25 protein-coding genes are annotated in these 23,268 nt (G+C 71.9%); 13 read left to right on the top strand and 12 right to left on the bottom strand.

The features are described from left to right. Positions 1 to 13 precede the first annotated feature (13 nt). Genes OG331_RS22080 through OG331_RS22070 form a run of 3 tightly spaced genes read right to left on the bottom strand, consistent with a single transcriptional unit; the run spans position 14 to position 1,676 of the window. On the bottom strand, positions 14 to 760 hold the full coding sequence (locus OG331_RS22080; RefSeq protein WP_406198845.1) for a tyrosine-protein phosphatase: 747 nt from the start codon (positions 758 to 760) through the stop codon (positions 14 to 16). An 11-nt stretch (positions 761 to 771) separates the two neighbouring features. Then, a complete protein-coding gene (locus tag OG331_RS22075) occupies positions 772 to 900 on the bottom strand; it encodes a hypothetical protein (RefSeq protein WP_363047912.1) in 129 nt (42 codons plus the stop codon). Further along, positions 900 to 1,676 carry an SDR family NAD(P)-dependent oxidoreductase gene (locus OG331_RS22070; RefSeq protein WP_406198842.1) on the bottom strand — a complete coding sequence of 259 codons (777 nt, stop codon included), beginning with the start codon at positions 1,674 to 1,676 and terminating at the stop codon, positions 900 to 902. Before OG331_RS22070 ends, OG331_RS22075 begins: the two co-directional genes overlap by 1 nt. Before the next feature lie 104 nt (positions 1,677 to 1,780). Between OG331_RS22070 and OG331_RS22065 the strand changes: the two genes are divergently transcribed. After that, a complete protein-coding gene (locus OG331_RS22065; protein ID WP_328880069.1) occupies positions 1,781 to 2,209 on the top strand; it encodes a nuclear transport factor 2 family protein in 429 nt (142 codons plus the stop codon). A gap of 9 nt (positions 2,210 to 2,218) precedes the next feature. On the opposite strand, the gene OG331_RS22060 is transcribed toward OG331_RS22065, so the two are convergent. Further along, positions 2,219 to 2,554, bottom strand: coding sequence for a YnfA family protein (locus OG331_RS22060; protein ID WP_406198839.1), 336 nt, complete (start codon positions 2,552 to 2,554; stop codon positions 2,219 to 2,221). A 136-nt stretch (positions 2,555 to 2,690) separates the two neighbouring features. On the opposite strand from OG331_RS22060, the gene OG331_RS22055 reads away from it, so the two are divergent. Continuing rightward, positions 2,691 to 3,176: a hypothetical protein gene (locus OG331_RS22055; protein WP_406198836.1), complete on the top strand. Its 486-nt coding sequence runs from the start codon at positions 2,691 to 2,693 to the stop codon at positions 3,174 to 3,176. Between the two features lie 15 nt (positions 3,177 to 3,191). Here OG331_RS22055 and OG331_RS22050 read toward each other — a convergent pair whose 3' ends face one another. Beyond that, positions 3,192 to 3,599, bottom strand: a complete 408-nt coding sequence (locus OG331_RS22050) for a winged helix-turn-helix transcriptional regulator (protein WP_406198833.1) — start codon at positions 3,597 to 3,599, stop codon at positions 3,192 to 3,194. Positions 3,600 to 3,731: 132 nt separating this feature from the next. Between OG331_RS22050 and OG331_RS22045 the strand changes: the two genes are divergently transcribed. Continuing rightward, positions 3,732 to 4,622, top strand: coding sequence for an NADP-dependent oxidoreductase (locus OG331_RS22045; protein ID WP_406198831.1), 891 nt, complete (start codon positions 3,732 to 3,734; stop codon positions 4,620 to 4,622). A gap of 10 nt (positions 4,623 to 4,632) precedes the next feature. Here the strand turns inward: OG331_RS22045 and OG331_RS22040 are convergent, their stop codons facing one another. Then, complete coding sequence (locus tag OG331_RS22040) at positions 4,633 to 5,493, bottom strand: DUF6597 domain-containing transcriptional factor (protein WP_406198828.1); 861 nt, start codon at positions 5,491 to 5,493, stop codon at positions 4,633 to 4,635. Positions 5,494 to 5,555: 62 nt separating this feature from the next. Between OG331_RS22040 and OG331_RS22035 the strand changes: the two genes are divergently transcribed. The 8 genes from OG331_RS22035 to OG331_RS22000 all read left to right on the top strand — a co-directional run bounded on the left by OG331_RS22035 (position 5,556) and on the right by OG331_RS22000 (position 14,554). Beyond that, complete coding sequence (locus tag OG331_RS22035; RefSeq protein ID WP_406198826.1) at positions 5,556 to 6,146, top strand: TIGR03086 family metal-binding protein; 591 nt, start codon at positions 5,556 to 5,558, stop codon at positions 6,144 to 6,146. Between the two features lie 123 nt (positions 6,147 to 6,269). Beyond that, on the top strand, positions 6,270 to 7,364 hold the full coding sequence (locus tag OG331_RS22030; RefSeq protein WP_406198824.1) for an LLM class flavin-dependent oxidoreductase: 1,095 nt from the start codon (positions 6,270 to 6,272) through the stop codon (positions 7,362 to 7,364). Next, complete coding sequence (locus tag OG331_RS22025; RefSeq protein ID WP_406198822.1) at positions 7,361 to 7,957, top strand: FMN reductase; 597 nt, start codon at positions 7,361 to 7,363, stop codon at positions 7,955 to 7,957. The genes OG331_RS22030 and OG331_RS22025 overlap by 4 nt, the downstream gene beginning before the upstream one ends. 142 nt (positions 7,958 to 8,099) lie before the next feature. Further along, positions 8,100 to 8,825, top strand: coding sequence for a response regulator transcription factor (locus OG331_RS22020; RefSeq protein ID WP_406198818.1), 726 nt, complete (start codon positions 8,100 to 8,102; stop codon positions 8,823 to 8,825). Beyond that, positions 8,826 to 10,247: an ATP-binding protein gene (locus OG331_RS22015; RefSeq protein ID WP_406198816.1), complete on the top strand. Its 1,422-nt coding sequence runs from the start codon at positions 8,826 to 8,828 to the stop codon at positions 10,245 to 10,247. Between the two features lie 136 nt (positions 10,248 to 10,383). Further along, positions 10,384 to 11,649 carry an ArgE/DapE family deacylase gene (locus tag OG331_RS22010; protein ID WP_406198814.1) on the top strand — a complete coding sequence of 422 codons (1,266 nt, stop codon included), beginning with the start codon at positions 10,384 to 10,386 and terminating at the stop codon, positions 11,647 to 11,649. Between the two features lie 122 nt (positions 11,650 to 11,771). Then, entirely contained in the window at positions 11,772 to 13,709 is a 1,938-nt protein-coding gene (locus tag OG331_RS22005; RefSeq protein WP_406198812.1) for a serine/threonine-protein kinase, read from the top strand. Then, positions 13,706 to 14,554, top strand: coding sequence for an FHA domain-containing protein (locus OG331_RS22000; protein WP_406198809.1), 849 nt, complete (start codon positions 13,706 to 13,708; stop codon positions 14,552 to 14,554). The genes OG331_RS22005 and OG331_RS22000 overlap by 4 nt, the downstream gene beginning before the upstream one ends. Positions 14,555 to 14,590: 36 nt before the next feature. Here OG331_RS22000 and OG331_RS21995 read toward each other — a convergent pair whose 3' ends face one another. Continuing rightward, positions 14,591 to 15,487: a LysR family transcriptional regulator gene (locus OG331_RS21995; RefSeq protein ID WP_406210188.1), complete on the bottom strand. Its 897-nt coding sequence runs from the start codon at positions 15,485 to 15,487 to the stop codon at positions 14,591 to 14,593. Between the two features lie 79 nt (positions 15,488 to 15,566). Here OG331_RS21995 and OG331_RS21990 point away from each other — a divergent pair, with 79 nt between their 5' ends. Both OG331_RS21990 and OG331_RS21985 read left to right on the top strand, forming a co-directional pair. Beyond that, entirely contained in the window at positions 15,567 to 16,511 is a 945-nt protein-coding gene (locus OG331_RS21990; RefSeq protein ID WP_406198807.1) for an EamA family transporter, read from the top strand. 11 nt (positions 16,512 to 16,522) lie between these two features. Beyond that, positions 16,523 to 17,233 (top strand): NAD(P)-dependent oxidoreductase, encoded by a 711-nt coding sequence (locus OG331_RS21985; RefSeq protein WP_406198804.1) that lies wholly within the window; start codon positions 16,523 to 16,525, stop codon positions 17,231 to 17,233. Between the two features lie 12 nt (positions 17,234 to 17,245). Here the strand turns inward: OG331_RS21985 and OG331_RS21980 are convergent, their stop codons facing one another. The 5 genes from OG331_RS21980 to OG331_RS21960 form a co-directional block, all read right to left on the bottom strand. Further along, a complete protein-coding gene (locus OG331_RS21980) occupies positions 17,246 to 18,064 on the bottom strand; it encodes a lipase family protein (RefSeq protein WP_406198801.1) in 819 nt (272 codons plus the stop codon). A 249-nt stretch (positions 18,065 to 18,313) separates the two neighbouring features. Further along, positions 18,314 to 19,957, bottom strand: coding sequence for a glycoside hydrolase family 13 protein (locus tag OG331_RS21975; RefSeq protein ID WP_406198799.1), 1,644 nt, complete (start codon positions 19,955 to 19,957; stop codon positions 18,314 to 18,316). A 72-nt stretch (positions 19,958 to 20,029) separates the two neighbouring features. Then, positions 20,030 to 20,911, bottom strand: a complete 882-nt coding sequence (locus OG331_RS21970; RefSeq protein WP_406198796.1) for a carbohydrate ABC transporter permease — start codon at positions 20,909 to 20,911, stop codon at positions 20,030 to 20,032. Further along, the gene (locus OG331_RS21965; RefSeq protein WP_406198794.1) at positions 20,908 to 21,930 is read right to left on the bottom strand and encodes a carbohydrate ABC transporter permease; all 1,023 of its coding nucleotides are present in this window, start codon (positions 21,928 to 21,930) and stop codon (positions 20,908 to 20,910) included. The genes OG331_RS21970 and OG331_RS21965 overlap by 4 nt, the downstream gene beginning before the upstream one ends. 11 nt (positions 21,931 to 21,941) lie before the next feature. Then, the gene (locus tag OG331_RS21960) at positions 21,942 to 23,261 is read right to left on the bottom strand and encodes an ABC transporter substrate-binding protein (protein ID WP_406198792.1); all 1,320 of its coding nucleotides are present in this window, start codon (positions 23,259 to 23,261) and stop codon (positions 21,942 to 21,944) included. Positions 23,262 to 23,268: the final 7 nt, after the last annotated feature.

The following is a 23,268-nucleotide window of genomic DNA, read 5'->3' as shown; positions in this document are numbered from 1 at the left end:
TGCCGGGGGAGCGTCACCGCTCCAGCAGTGCGGCCCGGAGCGTCTCGCTCAACGGCTGTGGGTCCAGGGACAGCGCCTCGGAGACGTAGCCCTCGATGGAGCCGTAACGGCCCGCCAGCTCTGCCAGGAACAGGCGCATGACCGCCTCGGGGGCCCGGCCGAAGCCCGGCCAGGTCGGGGTGCGGCCGTTGTTGCGGGCCTTCCAGTCGGCCAGGAGGGCGGGGGCGGCCAGTTCGGTGAGGGTGAAGTCCTCGGTGATCGTGGTCTCCGGTACCCCGAGCAGGCCCAGGATCAGCGCCGCCAGCAGGCCCGTGCGGTCCTTGCCCGAGGCGCAGTGGAAGGCCAGCGGGGTGTTCGACTCCGCTGCCTTCGCCACCAGTTCCAGCGCGCTGCGGATTTCCTTCGTGCCGTCCTGCGCCACCCCCATGTAGCGCTCGGCCAGATACGGGCCGGGGTCCACGTCGGGCGTCAAGGCCGCCTGGTTGTACGGGCGGTGCTCGATGCTGAGGTTGTGGTACGTGAACGACGGGTGGTCCGGGATACGGCCGCTGTTCTCGATCTCCCAGGGGTAGCGCAGGTCGATGACCGTGCCGATGCCCAGGGCGCGGAAGCGGGTCCAGTCCGCGGTGCCCTCGCTCAACTTGCCGAGGGAGTCCGCGCGGTAGAGGCGGCCGGCGCGGACGCGGTGGCCGTCGGTCGTCGGGTAGCCGCCCAGGTCGCGGAAGTTGTGCAGCGCTTCGAAACGTATGTGTCTGTCCACGCTGCGTGACCCTACTTCGGTGCGTGCGTCACCGCGTAGATCATGACGAACGCCACGATGTGGATGCCGAACAGGAAGTAGCCGAGCCACCACCACATCTGGCGTTCGTCGTGTGGGTCCTTGCGTCCGTCCTCCGGCACTACAGCTCCCTGTGGACCTTCGTGTTGGACGCCTGGGCGCGGGGCCGGACCACCAGGAGGTCGATGTTGACGTGGCTGGGGCGGGTGATGGCCCAGGTGATGGTGTCGGCGACGTCGTCGGCCGTCAGCGGGGCGGCCACGCCCTGGTAGACCTTCGACGCCTTGTCGGTGTCGCCGGAGAAGCGGGTCAGGGCGAACTCGTCCGTCTTGACCATGCCGGGCGCGACCTCGATGACGCGGACCGGGCGGCCGACGATCTCCAGGCGCAGGGTCTCGGCGAGGACGTGGGCGCCGTGCTTGGCGGCGACGTAGCCCCCGCCGCCCTCGTAGGTGCCGTGGCCGGCGGTGGAGGAGACGACGACCACCGTGCCGTCGCCGCTCGCCTCCAGCTTCGGGAGCAGGGCCTGGGTGAGGTTCAGGGTGCCGAGGACGTTCGTCTCGTACATCGTGCGCCAGTCGGCCGGGTCGCCGGTGGCCACCGGGTCGGCGCCCAGTGCACCGCCGGCGTTGTTCACCAGGACGCCGATCGTCTTGAAGGCCAGGGCGAACTCGTCGACCGCGGCGCGGTCGGTCACGTCCAGCTGGTAGGCCGCGGCCGAGTGGCCGGCCGCGTTGATCTCCTCGGCCAGCGCCTCGATGCGGTCCTTGCGGCGGGCGGTGAGGACCACGCGGTAGCCCGCCGCGGCCAGCTGCCGTGCCGTGGCGGCGCCGATTCCGCTGCTCGCACCGGTGACGACGGCGATGCGGGAGGCGGTGGACGGGGCTGCGGCGGGCATGGCTGCTCCTCTTGCTCGGTCGAGTCCAGGGACTGTCCGGCCAGGATAGGCGCGCGGAGCGGTGGGACAATGAGACGGGTGATCCCCCGAGCAGGAGGTGGAGCATGGGACAGGCACGTGACGTCATGGATCGGCTCACCGCAGCGATCACCACGGCGGACCCCAAGGGCATAGCCGAGCTGTACGCACAGGACGCGGTCGCCGTCACCCCCGATGGCGGAGAACTGCACGGGCGTGACGACATCACCGCGTACTGGCGTCAGATGGCGGAGATGATTCCCGACGGGCGGTACGAGTCGGTGCACTCCTACGAGGTCGGCAACACGGCCATCGACGAGGGCGTCTTCACCGGCCGGAACACGGGGCCGATCCAGCTGCCCACGGGAGAGACGCTGCCCGCGACGCAGAAGGAGATCAGGATCCGCGGGGTCGACTTCGCCACCGTCGACGACAGCGGACACATCGTCGACTACCGGCTCTACTTCGACGAGATGGAGTTCCTCGGGCAGTTGGGGCTGCTGCCGCCGGCCTGAGCGCGTCGGTCAGTCGCCTCGCGGCGCGTACATGATCACCGCCATGCCCGCGAGGCAGATCAGTGCGCCCGTGACGTCCCAGCGGTCCGGGCGATAGCCGTCGGCGACCATGCCCCAGGCCAGTGAACCGGCGACGAAGACACCGCCGTACGCGGCGAGGATGCGGCCGAACTCGGCGTCGGGCTGGAGTGTGGCGATGAAGCCGTAGGCGCCGAGGGCCATCACGCCCGCGCCGATCCACAGCGAGCCGCGGTGTTCGCGCACGCCCTGCCAGACCAGCCAGGCGCCGCCGATCTCGAAGAGGGCGGCGACGACGAACAGGGCCGCGGAACGCAGGATGAGCATGCGGGCAGCTTGCCATGGGGCCGCAGCGTGTCCGTTCAGCGGTTCCGGGCGGCGCACGTCACCTGTTGGACGGCGCCTGCGACGCGCTCCGCGTGGGATACATCCGTACGACCACGCTGGAGTGAGGAGTGGGCGGATGCGGCGGATGAGGGTTGCTGCGGTGTGCGGTGCGGCCGTGATGACGGCGGTCGGCGGGATGGCCGTGGCCCCGGCCGCCGGGGCGGTGAGCGCGCCGGCGGCGGATCTCGCCTTTCACGGCTCCGCCGCCATGTCCGGCGGTCGGGTCGCCGTACGGTTCACGCCGTACCGGCTCGGGACGGGTGCCGTGCCGGAGGCGACGGCGCTGGTACGGCTGCGCTTGTCCGAGGCGCTGGCGGACCGGCAGGCGCTGCCCGAGAGGTGTGCGCGGGCGGGGGAGCGGATCGTGATGTGCCGGGTCGGGGCGCTGGACGCGGACGGGGTGGGGGAGCCGGTCGGTCTGCGGGTACGGCTGCGGGGCGCGCCGTCGGAGGTGCTGGTGGAGTTCGACACCGTGCGCACCGGTGGCGCGGCGGGCACGGACCGCGGGAACGACCAGCAGCGGGTGCTGGTGCTGGACACGGGGGACTCTTACCACTTCTGACGCTTCAGTCCCGTCCTAGTCGTCCGGGGTCTCGCCGTCGTAGCGCTCGCGTGCCTGGCGGACCTCGTCGAAGTGGGTCTCCGCCCAGTCCTTCACCGCGGTCAGCAGCAGGGCCAGGCCGTGTCCGAGCGGCGTGAGCTCGTAGTCGACCCGGACGGGGACCGACGGGGTGACGGTGCGCGTGAGGAGGCCGTCCCGCTCCAGTGAGCGCAGGGTCTGGGTCAGCATCTTGGGGCTGACGCCGGCGATCTTGCGGCCGAGGTCGCTGTAGCGCATCGGGCCCGCGGAGAGGGCGGCGACGACGAGGCTGACCCACTTGTCGCTGAGGCGGTCCAGGAGCTGGTTGGTGGGGCAGCTCCTGAGGAACGCGTCGTAGGCGATACGGGCCTCTTCGCGCCGCTGGGCCGCTGTCATGGTCGGCATGGCTCACCTCGCGGGTACGTACGCACTCCCAGGTAACTACTTACGAATGGATAGTAACTCTTCCTAGGGTTGTTGCAACAGCGGGGAAACCCTCCCCGACATGCACTGATTGCACATATCAGGAGAGTTGCCATGCGTGCTGCTGTGGTGAGGACGTTCGGCGGACCGGACGCCGTGGAGGTCTTGGAGCGGGACGTGCCCGAGCCGGGTGCGGGGCAGGTGCGGATCAAGGTCGCGGCTGCCGCGCTGAACCCGGTCGACGCGGGGTTGGCGGCCGGTGTCTTCGGGGGTGCCGGCGCTGATGTCGGGCTCGGCTGGGACGTGGCCGGGACGGTGGACGCGGTGGCGCCGGCCGCTTCCTGGAATGTCGGGGACGAGGTGGTGGCGCTGCACCACGGCATGCTCAAGCCGCTCGGTACGCATGCCGAGTACGTCGTCGTCCCCGCGGACGCCGTCGCCAAGGCCCCGGCGACGGCCGACGCCGTCCACGCGGCGACGCTGCCGCTGAACGCCCTGACCGCCGCGCAGGCCCTGGACCGGCTGGAGTTGGCGCCGGATCACTCGCTGCTGGTGACGGGCGCGGCGGGCGCGGTCGGCGGATACGCCGTGCAACTCGCCGCTCACCGGGGGATATCCGTGACCGCACTGGCCCGCGAGGCCGACGAGGAACTCGTACGGTCCTTCGGGGCCACCCGTTTCACGGCGGGTGCCGTCGACGCGGGGAGCTTCGACGCCGTGCTGGACGCCGCGATCCTCGGCGAGACGGCGCTTGCGTGGGTGCGGGACGGGGGCGCCTACATCGGCGTCATTCCGGGCATCCAGCCCGGGTCCGTGCGCGGCGTGCGGACCGGAGCGGTCGAGGTGAGCGCGGACGGGGCGCAGCTCGCCGAACTGGTCCGGCTGGTGGACGACGGGGTGCTCACCCTCCGGGTGGCCGAGACCTTCGCGCTGGACGACGCGGCCAAGGCGCACGCCCGGCTGGCGGAGGGCGGGGTGCGGGGCCGGTTGGTCCTGGTTCCTTGAACGCCAATCCTTAGTCGCCGGTGCTGCCGGTGCTGCCGGTGCCGCCGGACCGGCCGTCCGCCGCGTCCGCCGCGTACGCCGTCGGCGGCACCCCCACCGTCGCCGTGAAGTCCCGGACGAGGTGGGCCTGGTCGGCGTAACCGAGCTCGCTTGCGAGGGTGGCCCAGTCGACGTCGGTGCGGGTGCCGGCGAGGTCCAGGGCCTCGTGGATGCGGTAGCGGAGGATGCACCACTTGGGGCTGACGCCGATGTACGTCGAGAAGAGGCGCTGCATCGCCCGCACCGACAGGCCCTGTTCCTCGGCGAAGTCGCCGACGCGGCGCACCGTACGGTCGGCGCGGATGTGCCGGACGAGGTCCATGGCGAGGTCGGCCTGCGGGTCCGGGGTGCAGGGCAGGGCGAGCAGGAAGGCGTCGAGGGCGGCCACGCGGGCGGCGTCCTCGGCAGGGGTGACGATCGCGTGGGCGGCGTCGCCCGTGGCCTGCGCGAACACCTCCTGGGCGGGCAGCGCGCGGCCCGTCCACCGCGACACCGGCGCCTCGGGGACGTAGGGCCGGAAGCCGCCGGGCCGGAACTTCGCCCCGCAGACCCGGCCCCGGCCGGTCAGCTTCCGGGTGTACAGGCCGAGCGCGACGCCGGTGACCTCGGCATACGGCGGACCCTCGTCCTCGTCCCACTGGAAGGTGAGGTTCACGGCCGGGTGCGGGACGATGTGGGAGGCGTAGGGCGCGGGCAGGTCCCAGTCGATGAGCCAGTACCACTCGACGTACCGGCGCAGCGGCTCGGCGGGCTCGTGGCGGCGGAACCGGACGCGGTTCAGCAGCGCGGCCGGGTCGACGATCCCGCGGGTGTCGTGGCGGGGTGCCTCCATGGCGGGATCGTACGTCGCGTTTCTTCAAGAAGGGCAGCCGCCGATGTCCCTACCGTCGAGGCATGGACACGAACAGTGTGAAGACGTACGGCATCGGCGAGCTGCTGGCGATGGCGCGTGAGCGGGCGGTTCCGGTGGTGCGGGGCATTCCCGACACGGCGCTCGTCGCGCCCACGCCCTGCGCGGAGTACGACGTGAAGGCCCTGGTCAATCACCTCTACCAGGTGATCGTGCAGTTCCAGCGGCTGGCCGCGAAGGAGGCGTCGGACTTCGGTGACACCCCGGACCGGGTCACCGGGAACGCCGAGTGGCGCGAGGGGCTCGCGCTGGAGGCGGACCGGCTGGTGGCGGCCTGGTCCGCGCCCGGCGCCGAGGAGGGGACGACCGGCGGGATGGACATGCCCGCGCGGCTGGTCGGCTCGATGGCGCTGCTCGATCTGACGGTGCATGTGTGGGACCTGGCCCGGGCGACCGGCCAGGACTGCCCGGGCGCCGACGAGGCGGTCGTGGCGGAGCTCGCCGGCGCGGTGGACACGCTGGCGCCGACGGCCAGGAAGATGGGGGTGTTCGGGGAGCCGGCCCCCGAGCCGGAGGGCGCGTCGCGGTTCGAGCGCCTGCTCGCGCGAACCGGCAGGGATCCGCGCTGGCGGTAAGCACGGCGGGCCGGGATCGTCCGGGCAGGTCGGCAGTGGTTTCGGCGGGCCGGGAATAGTCGCCGCGGGGTCTCCGTTCTCCAGGTATAGTTGAAGCGTCAACAACCTGGAGGGTGAGCGACCATGCAGTTCGGGATCTTCAGCGTCGGCGATGTCACGCCGGACCCCACCACGGGCCGTACGCCGACCGAGCGCGACCGCATCAAGGCCATGGTCGCCATCGCGCTGAAGGCCGAGGAGGTCGGGCTCGACGTCTTCGCGACCGGCGAGCACCACAACCCGCCGTTCGTGCCGTCGTCCCCGACGACGATGCTCGGCTACATCGCGGCGCGGACGGAGCGGCTGGTCCTCTCCACCTCCACCACCCTCATCACCACCAACGACCCGGTGAAGATCGCCGAGGACTTCGCCATGCTCCAGCACCTGGCCGACGGCCGGGTGGACCTGATGATGGGCCGGGGCAACACCGGCCCGGTCTATCCCTGGTTCGGCCAGGACATCCGGCAGGGCATCAACCTCGCCATCGAGAACTACGCCCTGCTGCACCGGCTGTGGCGCGAGGACGTCGTGAACTGGGAGGGCAAGTTCCGTACGCCCCTCCAGGGCTTCACGTCCACGCCCCGCCCGCTGGACGGTGTGGCGCCGTTCGTCTGGCACGGCTCGATCCGCTCGCCGGAGATCGCCGAGCAGGCCGCGTACTACGGCGACGGCTTCTTCCACAACAACATCTTCTGGCCGGCCGACCACACCAAGCAGATGGTCGAGCTGTACCGGTCCCGGTACGCCCACTACGGGCACGGCACCCCCGAGCAGGCGATCGTCGGGCTGGGCGGGCAGGTTTTCATGCGGAAGAACTCGCAGGACGCGATCCGTGAGTTCCGGCCGTACTTCGACGTCGCGCCGGTGTACGGGCACGGCCCGTCGCTGGAGGACTTCATGGACCAGACGCCGCTGACGGTCGGCTCCCCGCAGCAGGTGATCGAGAAGACGCTCTCCTTCCGCGAGTACGCCGGCGACTACCAGCGCCAGCTGTTCCTGATGGACCACGCCGGGCTGCCGCTCAAGACGGTCCTGGAGCAGCTCGACATGCTCGGCGAGGAGGTCGTGCCGGTGCTGCGCAAGGAGTTCGCGGCCGGGCGGCCGGCCGACGTGCCGGAGGCGCCCACGCACGCGTCCCTGCTGGCGAAGAAGGGTTCGGAAGAGGTGACCGTCGCATGAAGCTCGTCGTCGTGTCCGCGGGGCTGAGCGTCCCGTCCTCCACGCGGCTGCTGGGCGACCGGCTGGCGGCGGCGGCCGGCCGGCTGGCCGCGGACCCCGTGGAGGTGGAGGTCGTCGAGCTGCGCGACCTCGCCGTGGAGATCGCGCACAACTTCACCAGCGGCTTCCCCGGCCGGCAGCTCGCCGCCGCGATCGACGCGGTGACCTCGGCCGACGGGCTCATCGTCGTCACGCCGGTGTTCTCGGCCTCGTACAGCGGCCTGTTCAAGTCCTTCTTCGACGTGATCGAGAAGGACGCGCTGGCCGGTGTCCCGGTGCTGATCGCAGCGACCGGCGGCACGGCCCGGCACTCCCTGGTCCTGGAGCACGCCCTGCGTCCGCTCTTCGCCCACCTGAGGGCCGTGGTCGTCCCGACCGGCGTGTACGCCGCCTCGGAGGACTGGGGCGCCGAGGGGCTGAACGGGCGCGTGGAGCGGGCGGCGGGGGAACTGGTCAGCCTGATGGCCGGACGGCCCGCCCAGAGAAGGGCCGAGCTCGAGGTGGTGCCCTTCGCCGAGCAGCTGGCGGCCATTTCCAGCCCGTCCGGCGCTTGAGGACGAGGCCGTTCAGGCCGAAACGGGGGTCCGGGGGCGGAGCCCCCGGAGACGGCCGTGTGACGGTGAGATCCCAGTAAGAAGGGCAACTGCAGCGCACCCGAAACGGCCGAACCGCCGGAGGCCTTGGCAGACTGAACCCGTGTCCCAGACTGTTCTCCTCGCCGAAGACGACCGCGCCATCCGCCACGCCCTGGAGCGCGCGCTGACCCTGGAGGGCTACCAGGTCACCGCGGTCGCCGACGGCGTCGAGGCGCTGGCGCAGGCCCATCGCACGCCGCCGGACGTGCTGGTGCTGGACGTGATGATGCCCGGCATCGACGGCCTCCAGGTCTGCCGGGTACTGCGCGCCGAGGGCGACCGCACCCCGATCCTGATGCTGACGGCGCTCGTGGAGACCCAGGACCGCATCGCCGGCCTGGACGCGGGCGCCGACGACTACGTGGTGAAGCCCTTCGACGTCGAGGAGGTGTTCGCCCGGCTGCGCGCCCTGCTGCGCCGCACCAGCGAGGCGAACGGCGTCCCCGTCGACGTACCGAAGCAGCCGCAGACCCCCGAACCCTCCGGCCGGCTGATCGAGGCGGCCGGGCTGCGGATGGACCCGCAGGCGCGGCGGGCGTGGCGGGGCGGGCGGGAGCTGGAGCTGACACGGACCGAGTTCGAGCTCCTTGAGCTGCTGGCCCGCAACGCCGGCATCGTCCTCGACCACTCCACCATCTACGACCGCATCTGGGGATACGACTTCGGCCCCGGCTCCAAGAACCTCGCCGTCTACGTCGGCTACCTGCGCCGCAAGCTCGACGAGCCGGGCGCGCCGCAGCTGATCCACACGGTGCGCGGGGTGGGTTACGTGCTGCGGGAGGACTGAGTGGGCGCGGCCCGGCGGCGGCTCGGGAAGCTGCTGACAGCGCGACGCAGCACAGGACTGGGCACCACCTTCGCCCTGTCCTTCGCCGCCGTGACCGCCGTGGTCACCGTCCTGGTCGGCCTGCTGTCGTACACCGCCGCCGCCCGGCTGGTGCGGGTCGACCAGGAGTCCGTGTTCGACGAGGTCGTACAGGACCTGCGGGGCGAGGTCCGGCAGCGGCCGATGACCCCGAACGACTTCTCCTCCTCCGCGCCGGGCCACGATCTCGTACGGCCCGCCCGTACCGATGTGCAGGTGCTGGGCCCGGACGGGGCCGTCGTCGACCCGGGGCGACCGGGACTGCCGGTCACGTCGGCCGACCGGCGGATCGCGGCCGACGGGACGGCCGGGCGGATGGTCCAGCACAAGGACGTCGACGTCGGCAGCGACGTCTACCGCGTCGCGACCGTCGCGCTCGGCGGCGGCCGGGGCGCGGTGCAGATCGCCCAGGAGTTCAGCGACACCGAGGACCTGCTGCGGGCACTCCAGCAGCGGACACTGCTGCTGATGGCGGCGGTGGTGACCCTTGCGGGGCTCTTCGGCTGGTGGCTGGCCCGGCGTATCACGCGCCGCCTGGTCGTCCTCACCTCCGCCGCCGAGGACGTCGCCCGCACCCGGCGGCTCGGCATCCAGGTGCCGGTCACCGGCTACGACGAGGTCGGCCGGCTGGGCCGCGCCTTCGACCGCATGCTGGGGCGCCTCGCCCAGTCGGAGGAGGACCAGCGGCGGCTGGTGCAGGACGCGGGCCACGAGCTGCGCACCCCGCTCACCTCACTCCGTACGAACATCTCCCTGCTGCGCCGCATCGACGAACTGCCTCCCGACACCCGTGACGAACTGGTCGCGGACCTGGGCCAGGAGGCGCGCGAACTGACCGACCTCGTCAATGAGCTGGTCGACCTGGCGGCCGGGCAGTCCGACGCCGAACCGGACCAGCGGGTGGACCTCGCCGACATCGCCGAGGACGTCGCCGGGCTCGCCCGGCGGCGTACGGGACGGCGGATCGTGGTCCGCGCGTGCGGGGAGACGACGACGGAGGGGCGGCCGGCGATGCTTCAGCGCGCGGTGACCAACCTCGTCGAGAACGCGGCGAAGTTCGACCGCGAGGGGACCGCGCCGATCGAGATCAACGTCGCCGGGCCCGCCCGGCCGGGGACGGTGCGCGTCGAGGTCCTCGACCGGGGGCCCGGTATCGCCGAGGACGACCTGATCCGGGTCTTCGACCGCTTCTACCGGGCCGCCGACGCACGGTCGCTGCCGGGGTCCGGGCTGGGGCTGTCGATCGTGCGGGAGGTGGCGTTGTCGCACGGCGGAGCGCCGTTCGCGTTCCGGCGGGACGGGGGCGGGACGGCGATCGGGTTCACGGTGGGCGGTTCCGGCTGAGGGCCGCACGCTCTCGGATCTCCATGGGTCGTACGCCGTGGACCGGGTCTCCCGGGTTCGGATCTCGTGGCATGGGCCACGATCTGTTCGGGCGGGGCGTGCGTCGTGCCCGGTGGTCGAGGGGAGGAGCGTCATCGTGCTGAGCGACGTGGAGAGCGCCGTACTGGCGGGGATCGACGAGGCCGGGATCGGACGGACGCTGCTGGAGCTGATCTCCGTGCCCAGCGTGACCGGGAGCGCGGCCGAGTCGGAGCTCCAGCATCTGCTGGCGGGGCGGCTGGAGCGGCTCGGCCTTGAGGTCGACCTGTGGTCCATGGACCTGGACGCGCTGCGCGCGGACCCCGGGTTCCCGGGGGCGGAGGCCGAACGCGAGGAGGCCTGGGGCCTGGTCGGGGTGACGGAGGACGGCGGCGACGGGCCCACCTTCGTCCTCCAGGGCCACGTGGACGTCGTACCGCCGGGGGACCTGGACGCCTGGGCCGGCGATCCGTTCGTGCCCAGGGTGGTCGGGGACGTCGTCCACGGCCGGGGCGCCTGCGACATGAAGGCCGGCCTGGTGGCCCACCTCGCCGCGCTCGCGGCGATACGGGCCGCCGGGGTGCGGCTGCGCGGGCGGGTCGGCGTGCACTTCGTCGTGGGCGAGGAGGACGGCGGCCTCGGCGCGTTCGGCACGCTGCGGCGCGGCCACCGGGGCGACGTCTGCGTCATCGCCGAGCCGACGGGCGGCGCACTCGTCACCGCCAACGCGGGCGCGCTGACCTTCCGCATCGCCGTGCCCGGCAAGGCGGCACACGGCAGTGCGCGGGACCAGGGCACGAGCGCGGTCGACGCGTATCTGCCGCTGCACCGGGCGCTGGCGGTGCTGGAGACCGAGCGCAACCGGGACGCGCATCCCCTGATGGCCGAGCACCCGATCCCCTACGCCCTGTCGGTGGGGACCCTGCACGCCGGGGACTGGGCGAGCAGCGTGCCCGATCTGCTGGTCGCGGAGGGGCGGCTGGGGGTGCGGCTGGGGGAGGACCCGGCGCGGGCGCGGGCCGCGTTCGAGCAGTGCGTGGCGCAGGCGTGCGCCGCGGACCCCTGGCTGCGCGAGCATCCGGCGACCGTGACCTGGCCGGGCGGACAGTTCGCCGGCGGGCGGCTGCCGGAGGGGCATCCCCTGCCGGAGGTGATCCGGAACGCCCATGCCGACGCCGGGGGAGCCGCGGGGCTGCGGGAGTGCGGGGCGCCGTACGGGAGCGATCTGCGGCTGTACGCCGGGGCGGGGATCCCGACGTTGCAGTTCGGGCCGGGGGACATCCGGGTGGCGCACAGTGAGCGGGAGCGGGTGTCGCTCACCGAAGTGGTGCAGGCGGCACGGACGTTGGCGGTGACGGTGCTGCGGACGGTCGGCACGAAGTGAGCCGAGCGGGCGGGCGACGCCCTGAGACCGGGCGGCAGGCCGACGCCTTGAGAGGGTCCTGTGCTCGTCCGCATGAAGTCCCGTGAAAACAGTCACTGTTGGGCCATGGCTACGTACACTCCGTGACCGTGTTGACGTTGAAGGCCGGGCACGAGGTCGCCGGCCGCTACCTCCTCCGTGAACCCATCGGCAGCGGCGGGATGGGGGTCGTCTGGCAGGCCTGGGACGAGACGCTGAAGCGGATCGTCGCGGTCAAGTGCGCGCGCCCGGACGACGAACAGGCCGCCAGAAGGCTCAGGAAGGAGGCGCAGTACGCCGCGCGGCTGCACCATCCGAACATCGTGCCGGTCTTCGACTTCGTCGAGGAGACGGGCGAGGGTGCCAGTGCTGACGCCACCTGCTGGATCGTCATGGAGTACGTCCCCTCCCGCAGCCTCGCCCAGATCGTGGCCGACAGCGGCCCGCTCCCGCCCGAGGACGCCGGATCCGTCGGCTCCCAGATCGCCGCCGCGCTGGCGAAGTCGCATGCCCTGGGCGTCGTGCACGGCGATGTCACGCCGGAGAACATCCTGGTCACCGAGGACGGGGTCGCCCGGCTGACCGACTTCGGCATCGCCCGCGCCCTGTGGAGCGACGTCACGCAGACGCACACGGTCACCACGGGTGTGGTGCGGGGCAAGCCCAAGTACCTCGCACCCGAGTTGGCCAAGGGACGGCCGGCGGACGAGAAGGCCGACGTGTTCTCCCTCGGCGCCAGCGTGTTCGCGGCGGTCGAGGGGCAGTCGCCGTACGGCGTGGCCGAGCACCCGATGGCCTACGTCGCCCGGGCCATCGAGGGGCACCTCGAACCCGCCGAGCGGGCCGGCCGGCTCACCGCTCCGCTGGCCGCGCTGCTGGAACTGGACCCCCGGCGCCGCCCCGACGCCGCCGAGGCGCACCGGCTGCTGACCCGGGCCGCCCCGCCGCCGCCCGACGTCCAGGGCAGGCTGCACGACGCCCACACCCTGCACCTCGCCTCGCTCACCCTCCGGCTGCCGCGTGCCGTACGGCGTCGGCGGCGCCCCCTGGCGATCTCGGCGGGGGCACTGGCCGTGGCGGCCGCGGTCACGGCGGGGATCCTCGTCGCCACGTCGGGCGGCGACCCGGACGACACCCCCCGCGCCCCTGACGCGAAGCCCTCCGCCACGGCCGCCGCGCAGGCCGGCGCCCTCGGCGGCATCCGTACGGCCAACCCGTGCGGGCTGCTCGACGCCGCCTCGCTGAGTCGCTTCGGGGACACCGAACTCGACCCGGATTACGGCGAGTTGGACCGCTGTGACGTGCTCGTACTCGGCGACGACGGGGACGAGGTCGCCGGTGTCGAGGCCAACTTCCTCAGTGAGGCCCGGGAGTTCGACGGCGGCGTGCAGGTCCGCAGGGTCGGCAACGTCCGGGTCGTCGCCTTGACGCGCGTCGGCGACCACTGCGAGCGGTACGTCCGGACCTCCGACCGCCGGGGGATCATCATCCGCGGGGAGCGGCGGGAGGCCGGCGCCCCCGATCCCTGTGCCCTGGCCGACGCCGCCACCGACTACGCGGTCACGGTGCTGGACCGGGGCCCGGTGCCCCGGCGCGCGGAGTCCTGGCCGGCCACCTCGCTCGCCCGCCTCGAAGCCTGCAAGCTGCTCGACACCGCCGCGCTCGACCGCGTACCGGACCTGCGGACCCGGCCGTCGGACTACGGTTTCGCCAACTGGGACTGCGAATGGGCGAGCGCGGACGGCGACAAGGCCTTCGTGGAGTTGTCCTTCACCCGGGACAACCGGCTGGAGGACGACGGACGGCCGAAGCCCATCGCCGGGACGACGGCTTACGTCTCCCCGGAGGAGGAGGGCGAGGGCAGTTGCGTCGTGTACGCACCGCACCGCACGTACACCAACTCCGTCGGCGACCGCACGACCGAGCTGATCCGGCTGACCGTACTTGGGCAGCGGCCGGCCGAGCAGGAGTGCGCCACGGCCGAGGCGCTGACGGCCAACGCGCTGAAGAACCTCGCCGAGCAGCTGCCGGAGGCGAAATGATCGCAGGCCACCGACCCCACCGCCCCCTCGACCACGCCCGCACCCGGCCCGCCCCCAGCGGTGGCCGTGCCCTCCCTCCCACCCACGGCAGCCTCGCCCGCGGCGCCTCCGCGCCCGTACCCGGCACGCTCTTCGCCCTCGCCATCGGCGGCGGCATGATGCTGGGCCCCGGGGCGGGCCGCGAGGTGCTGTTCGGGCGCAACCGGCCCGAGGTGCACGTCTGTCTGGGCGAGGACGACCCCCAGGTCAGCCGCCACCAGGGCACGCTCACCCATCGCGACGGGCACTGGTGGGTCAGCAACACCGGCCGTCTGCCGATCCGCTGCGCCGCCGGCCGCCTGCTCTTCCGCGACGAGGAACCGCTGCCCCTCGACACCGGCTACACCCCCTTGTTCGCAGGCGGTTCGGGGGGCCGCGAGCACCTTCTGGAGGTCTACGTCACCGACGCCGAGGGCGGCCACCGGGCACCACGGCACGGCGACGTCACCCGGCCACCCCGGGTCTGGACCCTGACCGACGCCGAGCGGCTCGCCCTGGTCGCCCTGGGCCGGCGCTACCTGCTGCACGAACCCCGCCCCCAGCCCCTGACCTGGCGCCAGACGGCCGCCCAACTCGCCGACGTACGCCCGGGCGAGGGCTGGACCGACAAACGCGTCGAGCACCTCGTCAACGCCGTACGCCTGCGCCTGTCCCGCGACGGCGTACCCGGCCTGACCCGAGAAGAGGTCGGCGAACCGGTCGGCAACGCCCTCAACGACCACCTGATCCGCGCCCTGCTGACGTCCACGACGCTGGTGCCGATGGATCTGGCGGTGATCGACGGGGTGGTGATCGACGGGGCGTGACCCGCGGTGACCATTCCCCCGTACGCCCTGCCGCCGTCAGTTCCCCGAGGAACGTCCGACCCCGAGGACGTCGAGCATCGCCCGCGTCGCCGGGCTCGGGTTGAAGCGGCTCCACGTCAGGTACTCCAGGCGATGCGGTCCGTCGAGCACTCGGACCAGGGCCAGTTCGGGGTCGTCGGCGGCCAGCGGGCCGATGTACGCCGACGGCAGCAGCGCGATGCCGAGTCCGCGGGCGACCAGCCGGGAGATCAGCTCGACGACGCCGGCCTCGTACGCGACGTCCCGGACCAGACCAGCCGCGGCGAAGGCCCGGTCGGACTGGGCGCGGGCCGGTGTCCCGGCCGCGAAGTCCACGAACGTCTCGTCGGCGATCTCCGCCAGCGTGACCCGGGAAGCACCCGCGAGCCGGTGCCCGGCCGGCACGACGAGGGCGTGCTCGTCGTGATCGAGGACGACGGATTCGACGCCGGACGGAGCCTCGCCCTCCGGCAGGCCCAGGAAGGCGATGTCCAGGTCGCCGTCGCGGATGGCCGTCGCCAGTTCGTCGCTGCGTCCGGAGCGCAGGACGACGTGGACGTCCGGATACCGGGCGCGGTAGCGCTGCAGCAGTTCCGGCACGTCCACGGCAGCCGTCGTCACGATCACACCGACGGCGAGCCGGCCCCGTACGACTCCGGTCGCCGCGGCGGCATCGGCGACCGCGCGGCCGGCCGCGGCCAGACACTCGCGCGCGGCCGCGACGAACGCCTCCCCGGCGCTGGTCAGCTCGACTCGGCGGCTGGAGCGGGCGAACAGCCGGACCCCGAGCTCCCGTTCCAGTCCGGCGATCCGGTGACTGAGCGACGACTGCACCACGTCGCAGTGCTCTGCGGCCCGGGTGAAGTTGCGGGTTTCGGCGACGGCGACGACGTAGCGCATCTGCTGGAGGTCCACGCTCCCATCGTTCTGGTTCATGGCTGTGATGACAACCATGCTTTGGAGTCATGGAGGGTGACTGCGGAGACTGCGTCACATGCATTCCTTGACCGAGCGGTCACCGGGCCCGATACGGCCTTCGTACGCACTGCCGGTGACAACCGCCGCGACCGCCGCAACCGTCGCCCTCACCGCGATCGCCCCCGCGACGTGGGGCACCACATACGCCGTGACCACGGAACTCCTCCCGCCCGGGCACCCGATGTTCGCCGCGCTGATGCGCGCCCTGCCCGCCGGGCTGCTCGGGCTGGCGATCACGCGCGTGCTGCCGCGCGGGGACTGGTGGTGGCGGGCCGCCGTCCTCGGCGGGCTCAACATCGGCGTCATGTTCCCCCTGTTGTTCCTGGCCGCCGAACGGCTCCCCGGCGGTGTCGCCGCCACCCTCGGTGCCACCCAGCCACTGCTCGTCGCCGGGCTCGCCATCGCCGCGCTCCACGACCGGCCGACGGTCTGGCGATGGACCTGGGGCGTGATCGGCGTCGCCGGCGTCGGACTCGTCGTGCTCGGGCCGGACGCCCACCTGGACGCCGTCGGAGTGCTCGCCGGCCTCGGCGGCACGGCCGCCATGGCCGGCGGGGTCGTCCTCACCAAGCGCTGGGGCCGTCCCGAGGGCGTCGGCCCCCTGACCCTGGCCGGCTGGCAACTCACCGCCGGCGGGCTGCTGTTGCTCCCGCTCACCCTCGCGATCGAGGGCGTGCCGCAGCGGATCGACGCCGGGGCGGCCGGCGGCTACCTGTGGCTCGGCAGCATCGGCGGCTTGATCGCGTACACGCTCTGGTTCCGCGGCATCGGCAGGTTGCCGGTCGGCGCGTCCGCACCGCTGGTGCTGCTGTCCCCGCTGGTCGCGACCGTCGTCGGCCTCGCCCTGGGCGAATCCCTGAGCCTGCCGCAGAGCGCCGGCTTCGCGCTCGCCCTGGCCGCGTTGCTGGCGGCACAGCTCAATTCGCCGAAGGCGCTGATGAGAGGAGTACGGGTTCGATGAGGACGGGTTCGATGACGACGAGTTCGATGAAGGCAGGCATGACGATCGCCGTACTCGGGGCCACCGGGATGGTCGGCAGCCGGGTGATCGACGAGGCCGGCGCACGCGGACACCAGGCGCTCGCCCTCTCCCGGAAACCCCCGAGCCAGGGCCCGAACGTGACGCCGATCGCGGTCGACGCGAACGACCCCTCCGCCTTGCGTGAGGCGCTCACGGGCGCCGCGGCGGGCGCCGTCGTGCTCACCGTCCGGACGCTTCCGGTCGACCAGGAGTTCCTGGTCGGCGTCACCCGCACGGTGCTGGACGTCGCCGCCCGACTCGGCATCCGCGTCCTCGTCGTCGGGGGCGCCGGCGCGTTGCGCAGCCCGGACGACCCCGACCTGCTGGTGGCCGACAACCCCGCGTACGTGCCGGCCGAGTGGCGGGCCGTAGCGGCGGCCGGAACGGCTCAGTTGCGGACCTGCGAAGCCCACCCCGAGGCCGACTGGGTCTATCTGAGCCCACCCGCCCTGCTGGAACCCGGCGATCGGACCGGCCGCTACCGGCGGGGCACCGACACCCTGCTCACCGGCGCGGACGGCCGTTCGTGGATCAGCGCGGAGGACCTGGCGGTCGCGGTACTCGACGAGCTGGAGTCCTCCGGCCCCGAGCGCCGCCTCCACGACGTCCGCCGCATCCGCCACTTCACGGTCGTCCACCGCGACGAGAGCCCGGCGCCGTAGTTCGGCATGCGGTCAGACGAGGTTGCGCTCCAGGGCGGTGACATAGCCGGCCATGAAGTGGTCGCGGATGCCGTCCCCGGCGGGGGCGAAGGCGTCCGCGGTCAGGCCCCGGGCCCGGTCGCTCAGGCCGCCGAGCAGGGAGGTGGTCTCCCGTACCTTGCCGGTGGAGTCGATGTGGCGCAGGACGTCCACGTGGTGGAAGACGGGCTCGGGCGGCAGCTGCGGGACGATGTCGTTGTTGTTGACGAACCGGAACAGGCGGTTCTTGAACGCCTTGTTGCAGGAGGTCGCCAGCAGCCGGTCGCAGGTGCGCGGCTGCCCGTAGGTGTAGACGCCGTCCGCCAGCAGCTCGGGGTCCTCCATGTAGAGGCGGCAGCCGGCGAGCATGGCCAGCGCGCCGCCGAGGCTGTGGCCGGTGAACCACAGGGTCTGCCCGTTGTCGTGGAACTCGGCGAGCGTCTCCTTGACCTTCGGGAAGACCGAGTCGAGGGCCTCGGCGAAGCCGTGGTGGACATGGCCGGTGCCCGCCGGCCCGGGGCGGGGCGGCGTGGTGGCGTCGGTGAGCCAGTCGCGGATGTTGGCGGGCTCGGTGCCGCGGAACGCGGTGATGATCATGTGCTCGTTGGTCGCGGTGTACGCCTGGGTGTCCTGCAGCGGGAACGGCGGCGTGAACGCGCTGCGGTGGTGACGGACCCGGTCGAAGCCCCACTCCCGCAACTGCCGCTCGATGGTGGCCTCGTCCTTGTAGGCCAGGTCGGAGGCGCGGGCGAGCCAGTAGGCGTGGGCGAGGTTGTAGCCGGTGGCGCGGTGGTCGAGCGGGGGGACGGGCACGGCGGTCGCCTCCTGAGGAAGTGCAAACGAGCTGGTGGCCGAGTGGCGCGAGATCGTTTTCTTCCTAACCGGGGCTCTCCGGGCGGACGCGTGCCGCCAGTCGATCTTCACTCGAAAGGATCCGGCGGGTGCTGGCCGTCCGGCAGGGGACATCAGAGTTCAGGTAGGGGACACCAGAGTTCAGGGCGGGACCCGGGAGCCACCCGGAGACCCGCCCTGACGTGATGCGGGCTCGACTGAGCCCTTGAGTCACACCGTCAGCCAGGCCGCCTGGTCCGGCGCCAGCACCGCACCCTCCAGGGGACCGCTCGCCAGCAGCACCGAGGTGTGGTCGGGCAGCGGACACGGCTCGGCCGAGAGGTTGACCACGCACACGAAACCGGGCTCGCGGCTGAAGGCGAGCACGCCTTCGGAGGTCTCCAGCCAGGTCATCGTGCCGTCGCCGAGGGCGGGGTGCTCACGGCGCAGGCGCAGCGCGGTGCGGTACAGCTCCAGCATGGAGTCCGGGTCCCCGGACTGGGCCGCCACGGTGTGCGGCGCCCAGTCGGCGGGCTGCGGCAGCCAGGGCTCGCCGGTGGCGCCGTCCGGGCTGAAGCCGTACGGGGCGCTGCGGCCGGACCAGGGGATCGGGACCCGGCAGCCGTCGCGGCCGGGGTCGGTGTGGCCGGACCGTTCCCAGACCGGGTCCTGGAGCACGGCCTCGGGCAGGTCCTCGACCTCGGGCAGGCCGAGTTCCTCGCCCTGGTAGACGTAGGCCCCGCCGGGCAGGGACAGCATCAGCAGGGCGGCGGCGCGGGCACGGCGGATGCCCAGTTCCAGGTCGAGGGGGCCCTCGGGTTCGTACGACGTGTTCGCCACCCAGCGCTTGGTGGCCTTGCGGCCGTACCGGCTGAGGTGGCGTACGACATCGTGGTTGGACAGCACCCAGGTGGCGGGCGCGCCCACCGCGCCGAGCATTTCCAGGGAGCCGTCGATGACCGCGCGCAGGTCCTTCGGGTGCCAACTCGACATCAGGAAGTCGAAGTTGAACGCGGTGTGCAGGCCGTCCCGGCGGACGTACGCGGCGAGGCGTTCGGGGGTGTCCGCCCAGGCCTCGGCGACGAAGGACCGGTCGCCGGGGAACTCGTCGGCCACCCTGCGCCAGGCGCGGTAGATGTCGTGGACCTCGTCGCGGTCCCAGTGCGGATGGTCGACGTGCTGCCAGGCCTGCCCGTCGTCCGGGTCCCGGCGGGGCGGGAGGTCCGGGAGCTCCGGGTGCTTGATCAGGCCGTGGGCGACGTCGATGCGGAAGCCGTCCACGCCGCGGCCGAACCAGAAGCGCAGGACCGACTCGAACTCGGCGCGTACCTCGGGGTGTTCCCAGTTGAGGTCCGGCTGTTCGGGGGCGAAGAGGTGCAGGTACCACTGGCCGTCGGGCAGCCGGGTCCAGGCGGGCCCGCCGAAGCAGGAGACCCAGTCGTTGGGCGGCAGGGAGCCGTCGTCGCCCCGGCCCGCACGGAAGACATAGCGTTCCCGCTCCGGGCTGCCGGGGCCCGCCGCCAGCGCCTCCTGGAACCAGGCGTGCCGGTCGGAGGTGTGGTTGGGCACGATGTCGGGGATGACGCGGATCCCGTGCGCGTGCGCCTCCTCGATGAGCTGCTCGGCCTCGGCGACCGTGCCGAACACCGGGTCGATCTCACGGAAGTCGGCCACGTCGTAACCGTGGTCCGCCATCGGGGACTTGTACCAGGGGTTGATCCAGATGGCGTCCACGCCCAGCGACTTCAGGTACGGCAGTCGGGAGCGGATGCCGACGATGTCACCGACGCCGTCGCCGTTCCCGTCGGCGAAGCTGCGGATGTAGACCTGGTAGATGACGGCGCTGCGCCACCAGGGTGCGGAGGTGGAGGACAAGGTGGTGTATCTCCTCGGTCGTTCACTTCTTCGGACGTTCTCTTGGCTTCGGGGAGTCGCAGCAGGCGGCGGCTACTTCGCCGCGCCCGCCGTGAGTCCGGCGACGATGCGGCGCTGGAAGAGCAGCACCATGACCACCAGCGGGACCGTGACGAGGACGCCCGCGGCCATCTGGCTGCCGAACGGCGTCTCGTACGTCGTGGCGCCGGTGAACTTGGAGATGGCGACCGGCGCGGTCTGCATGTCGGGCTTGTTGGTCATCGACAGGGCGATGAGGAACTCGTTCCAGGCGGCGATGAACGTGATGATCGCCGTGGTGAAGATGCCGGGCGCGGCCAGCGGGATGATGACCTTGCGGAACGCCTGGCCGCGTGTGCAGCCGTCGACCATCGCCGCGTGTTCCAGCTCGTCCGGCATCTGCCGGAAGAAGGTGGTCAGGTTCCACACCGCCAGCGGCAGCGCGAAGGACATGCTCGGCACGATCATCGCCTGGTAGGTGTTGATCCAGCCGACGTCGGTGAACAGCTTCAGCAGCGGGACCACGATCGACACCACCGGGAACATCGAGGTCGCGATGACGAGGGTCAGGATGAGCCGCTTGCCGCGGAACTCCAGCCGGGCCATCGCGTAGGCGGTGAACGTGGCCAGCACCAGCGCCAGGACGGTGGTGACACCGGCGACGACCAGGCTGTTCAGCAGTGCCCGCCCGAAGCCCTGCGCCGGGTCGAACACCGCCCGGTAGTTCTCGAAGGACACCGGGGACGGCACGAGCGAGGTGTCGAAGATGTCCGAGGTGCGGCGCAGGCTGGAGACCAGCATCCAGTAGAAGGGCGCCAGGCAGCAGGCGACGACGGCGACAACTCCGGCATAGAGCAGTCCGCTGCGCCACTTCGCGGTGACGGGCGTCGTCCGCGTGCTGATGGCGGTCGTCCTCGCGGTGAGGGTGGTCGTCATGCCGTCACCTCCATACGGCGGCGTCCTGCCTTCTTCCCGCGGCGGGCGGCGCCCACGCCGACGAGGTCCGCGCCGAGCAGCCGTACGAAGGCCAGGGCGATGAGGAAGACGTAGAGGAAGAGGAGTACGGCATAGGCGGAGGCCGGTCCGAAGCGGACGTTGGACGCCTCGTTCTGCGCGAGCATGGACAGGGTTTCCACCGAGTGCTTCTGCGCGCCGACGAGGATGTACGGCAGGTCGAACATCCGCAGCGCGTCCATGCAGCGGAACAGCACCGCCACCAGCAGCGCCGGCTTCACCAAGGGCAGTGTGATGTGCCAGAACTGGCGGGGCGGACGTGCGCCGTCGAGGCGGGCCGCCTCGTAGACCTCCTTCGGGATCACCTGCAGGCCGGCCAGGACGAGCAGTCCGATGAAGGGGGCCGTCTTCCACACCTCCGCGACGATGACCGCGACCTTGGCGTGGAAGCCCTCGGTGGTCCACAGGATCTGATGGCCGATCAGGGCGTTGGCGACGCCGTCGCTGTTGAAGATCCACCGCCACAGCAGCCCGGAGATCGCCGTGGGCACCGCCCAGGGGATCAGGATCCCGGCGCGTACGAAGCCGCGGCCCCGGAACGCCTTGTGCATGATCAGGGCCATCGCCACCCCGATCACGGTCTCCAGACCGACCGTGACGATGGTGAAGAAGGTGGTGTTCCAGAAGGCGTTCCAGAACCGCTCCCCGGCCGCGCCGAAGATGTCGGCGTAGTTCTTCAGGGCGACGAACGGCTCGGTGTCGCTGATGAATCCGGTCGCCGGGTCCAGGCCCTTCGGCCCGTACAGCGACTCCTTCAGCGCCATGAGCGTCGGGTAGATGACGACGATCGACAGCACCAGCAGGGTCGGGGACACCAGCAGGGCCGCCATCCGCCCCGATCCGGCGGTCGCGCGCGCCGGCTTCCCCGTGAGCCGACGGCGGGTCACGGGTTCGCGGGACGGCCCGGCGTCGACACCGGGCGGGATCTCGGTCTTGGTCATGGCCCCGCCCCTCACTGCGCGACGGACTTCTGCAGCGCCGCCTGCAGGTCCTTCAGCGCCTGCGCGCTGCTCTTGTCACCGGTCAGGGCGGCGTACGCGTGCTGTTGGACCGCCGCGGTCACATCGCCGTACTGCACGACGCGCGGACGTGGCACGGCCCGCAGGATGGACTCCTTGAGCACGGGCAGATACGGGTACTGCGCGGTCAGCGCCTTGTCGTCGTACTGGGAGGCGTACGGCGGGGCGGCGGAGGCTTCCTTGAGTTGGGTGGCCGTGTTCTCCTCGCTGGTGAAGAACTTGATGAAGTCCAGGGCCGTGGCCTTGTTCTTCGCGAAGGAGGACAGGGCCATGTTGTGGCCGCCCAGGCTGGAGGCGCCGGGCCCGTTCAGGCCGGGCAGCGGGGCGACCGCGAACTTCCCCTTGATGCCGCTGTTGGCTGCCAGCCCATACATGTAGGGCCAGTTGCGCAGGAAGACGAGCTTGCCGGCCTGGAACGCCTGGCGTCCGTCCTCCTCCTGGTAGGTGACGCCCTCCGCCGGGATCGTGCCGTCCTTCGCGGAGCCGACGAGGAAGTCCAGACCCTTCCTGGCCTCGGGGGTGTCGACGTCGGGCGTGCCCTTCGCGTCGGTGACGGTGCCGCCCGCCGAGTTCACGGCCTCGGCGAAGTTCACGGTCAGGCCCTCGTACTTCTGGAACTGGCCGGCGTAGCAGGACATGTCCTCCGCCTCGGGCAGCCTCTTCACCTTGGCGCAGGCGGCCTTCAACTCGGCCCAGGTGACCGGGGGTTGACTGACCCCGGCCTTCTTCAGCAGGTCGGAGCGGTAGTACAGCATTCCGCCGTCGGAGCTGCCGGGAACCGCGTAGAGGCCGCCGCGGTACTTGGCCGTCTCGACCACCGGCTTCAGCATCTTTCTCAGCGGGAACCGCTCCTGCGGCAGCCTGTCGATCCACTGGTGGGCGGCGAACTCCGACGTCCACACGACGTCGAGGGACAACACCGTGTAGGCGTCGGACTTCGTCTCCGCGTTCTGGATCATCTGCCGGCGCTGGGCGTCCGGGTCCGTCGGCAGCTGGATGAAGGTGACCTTCTCCTTCGGGTGCTGCTTGTTCCAGCGGTCGATCATCGGCTGGACGGAGCCGGTGGTGTCCTTGCCGGCCACGTACGTGATGGGGCCGCGCCCCTCGAACGACGGCGCTCCGGGCTGCCCGGAGTCGGTGCCGGCGGAGGAGGAGCAGGCGGTGATGAGCAGCCCGCCGGCGGCGAGCGCGGCCGAACACCGGAACGCTCTGGTGGTGGTCCTGGACGTGGGGGAGGTCTTGGTCGTCGTCACTGTCTCT

Origin of the sequence: Streptomyces sp. NBC_01017, from assembly GCF_045162795.1 — a bacterium.
GTDB classification, from domain to species: domain Bacteria; phylum Actinomycetota; class Actinomycetes; order Streptomycetales; family Streptomycetaceae; genus Streptomyces; species Streptomyces machairae.
The sequence above is the reverse complement of the archived record's forward strand: the minus strand, read 5'-3'. Positions and strand labels throughout refer to the sequence as shown.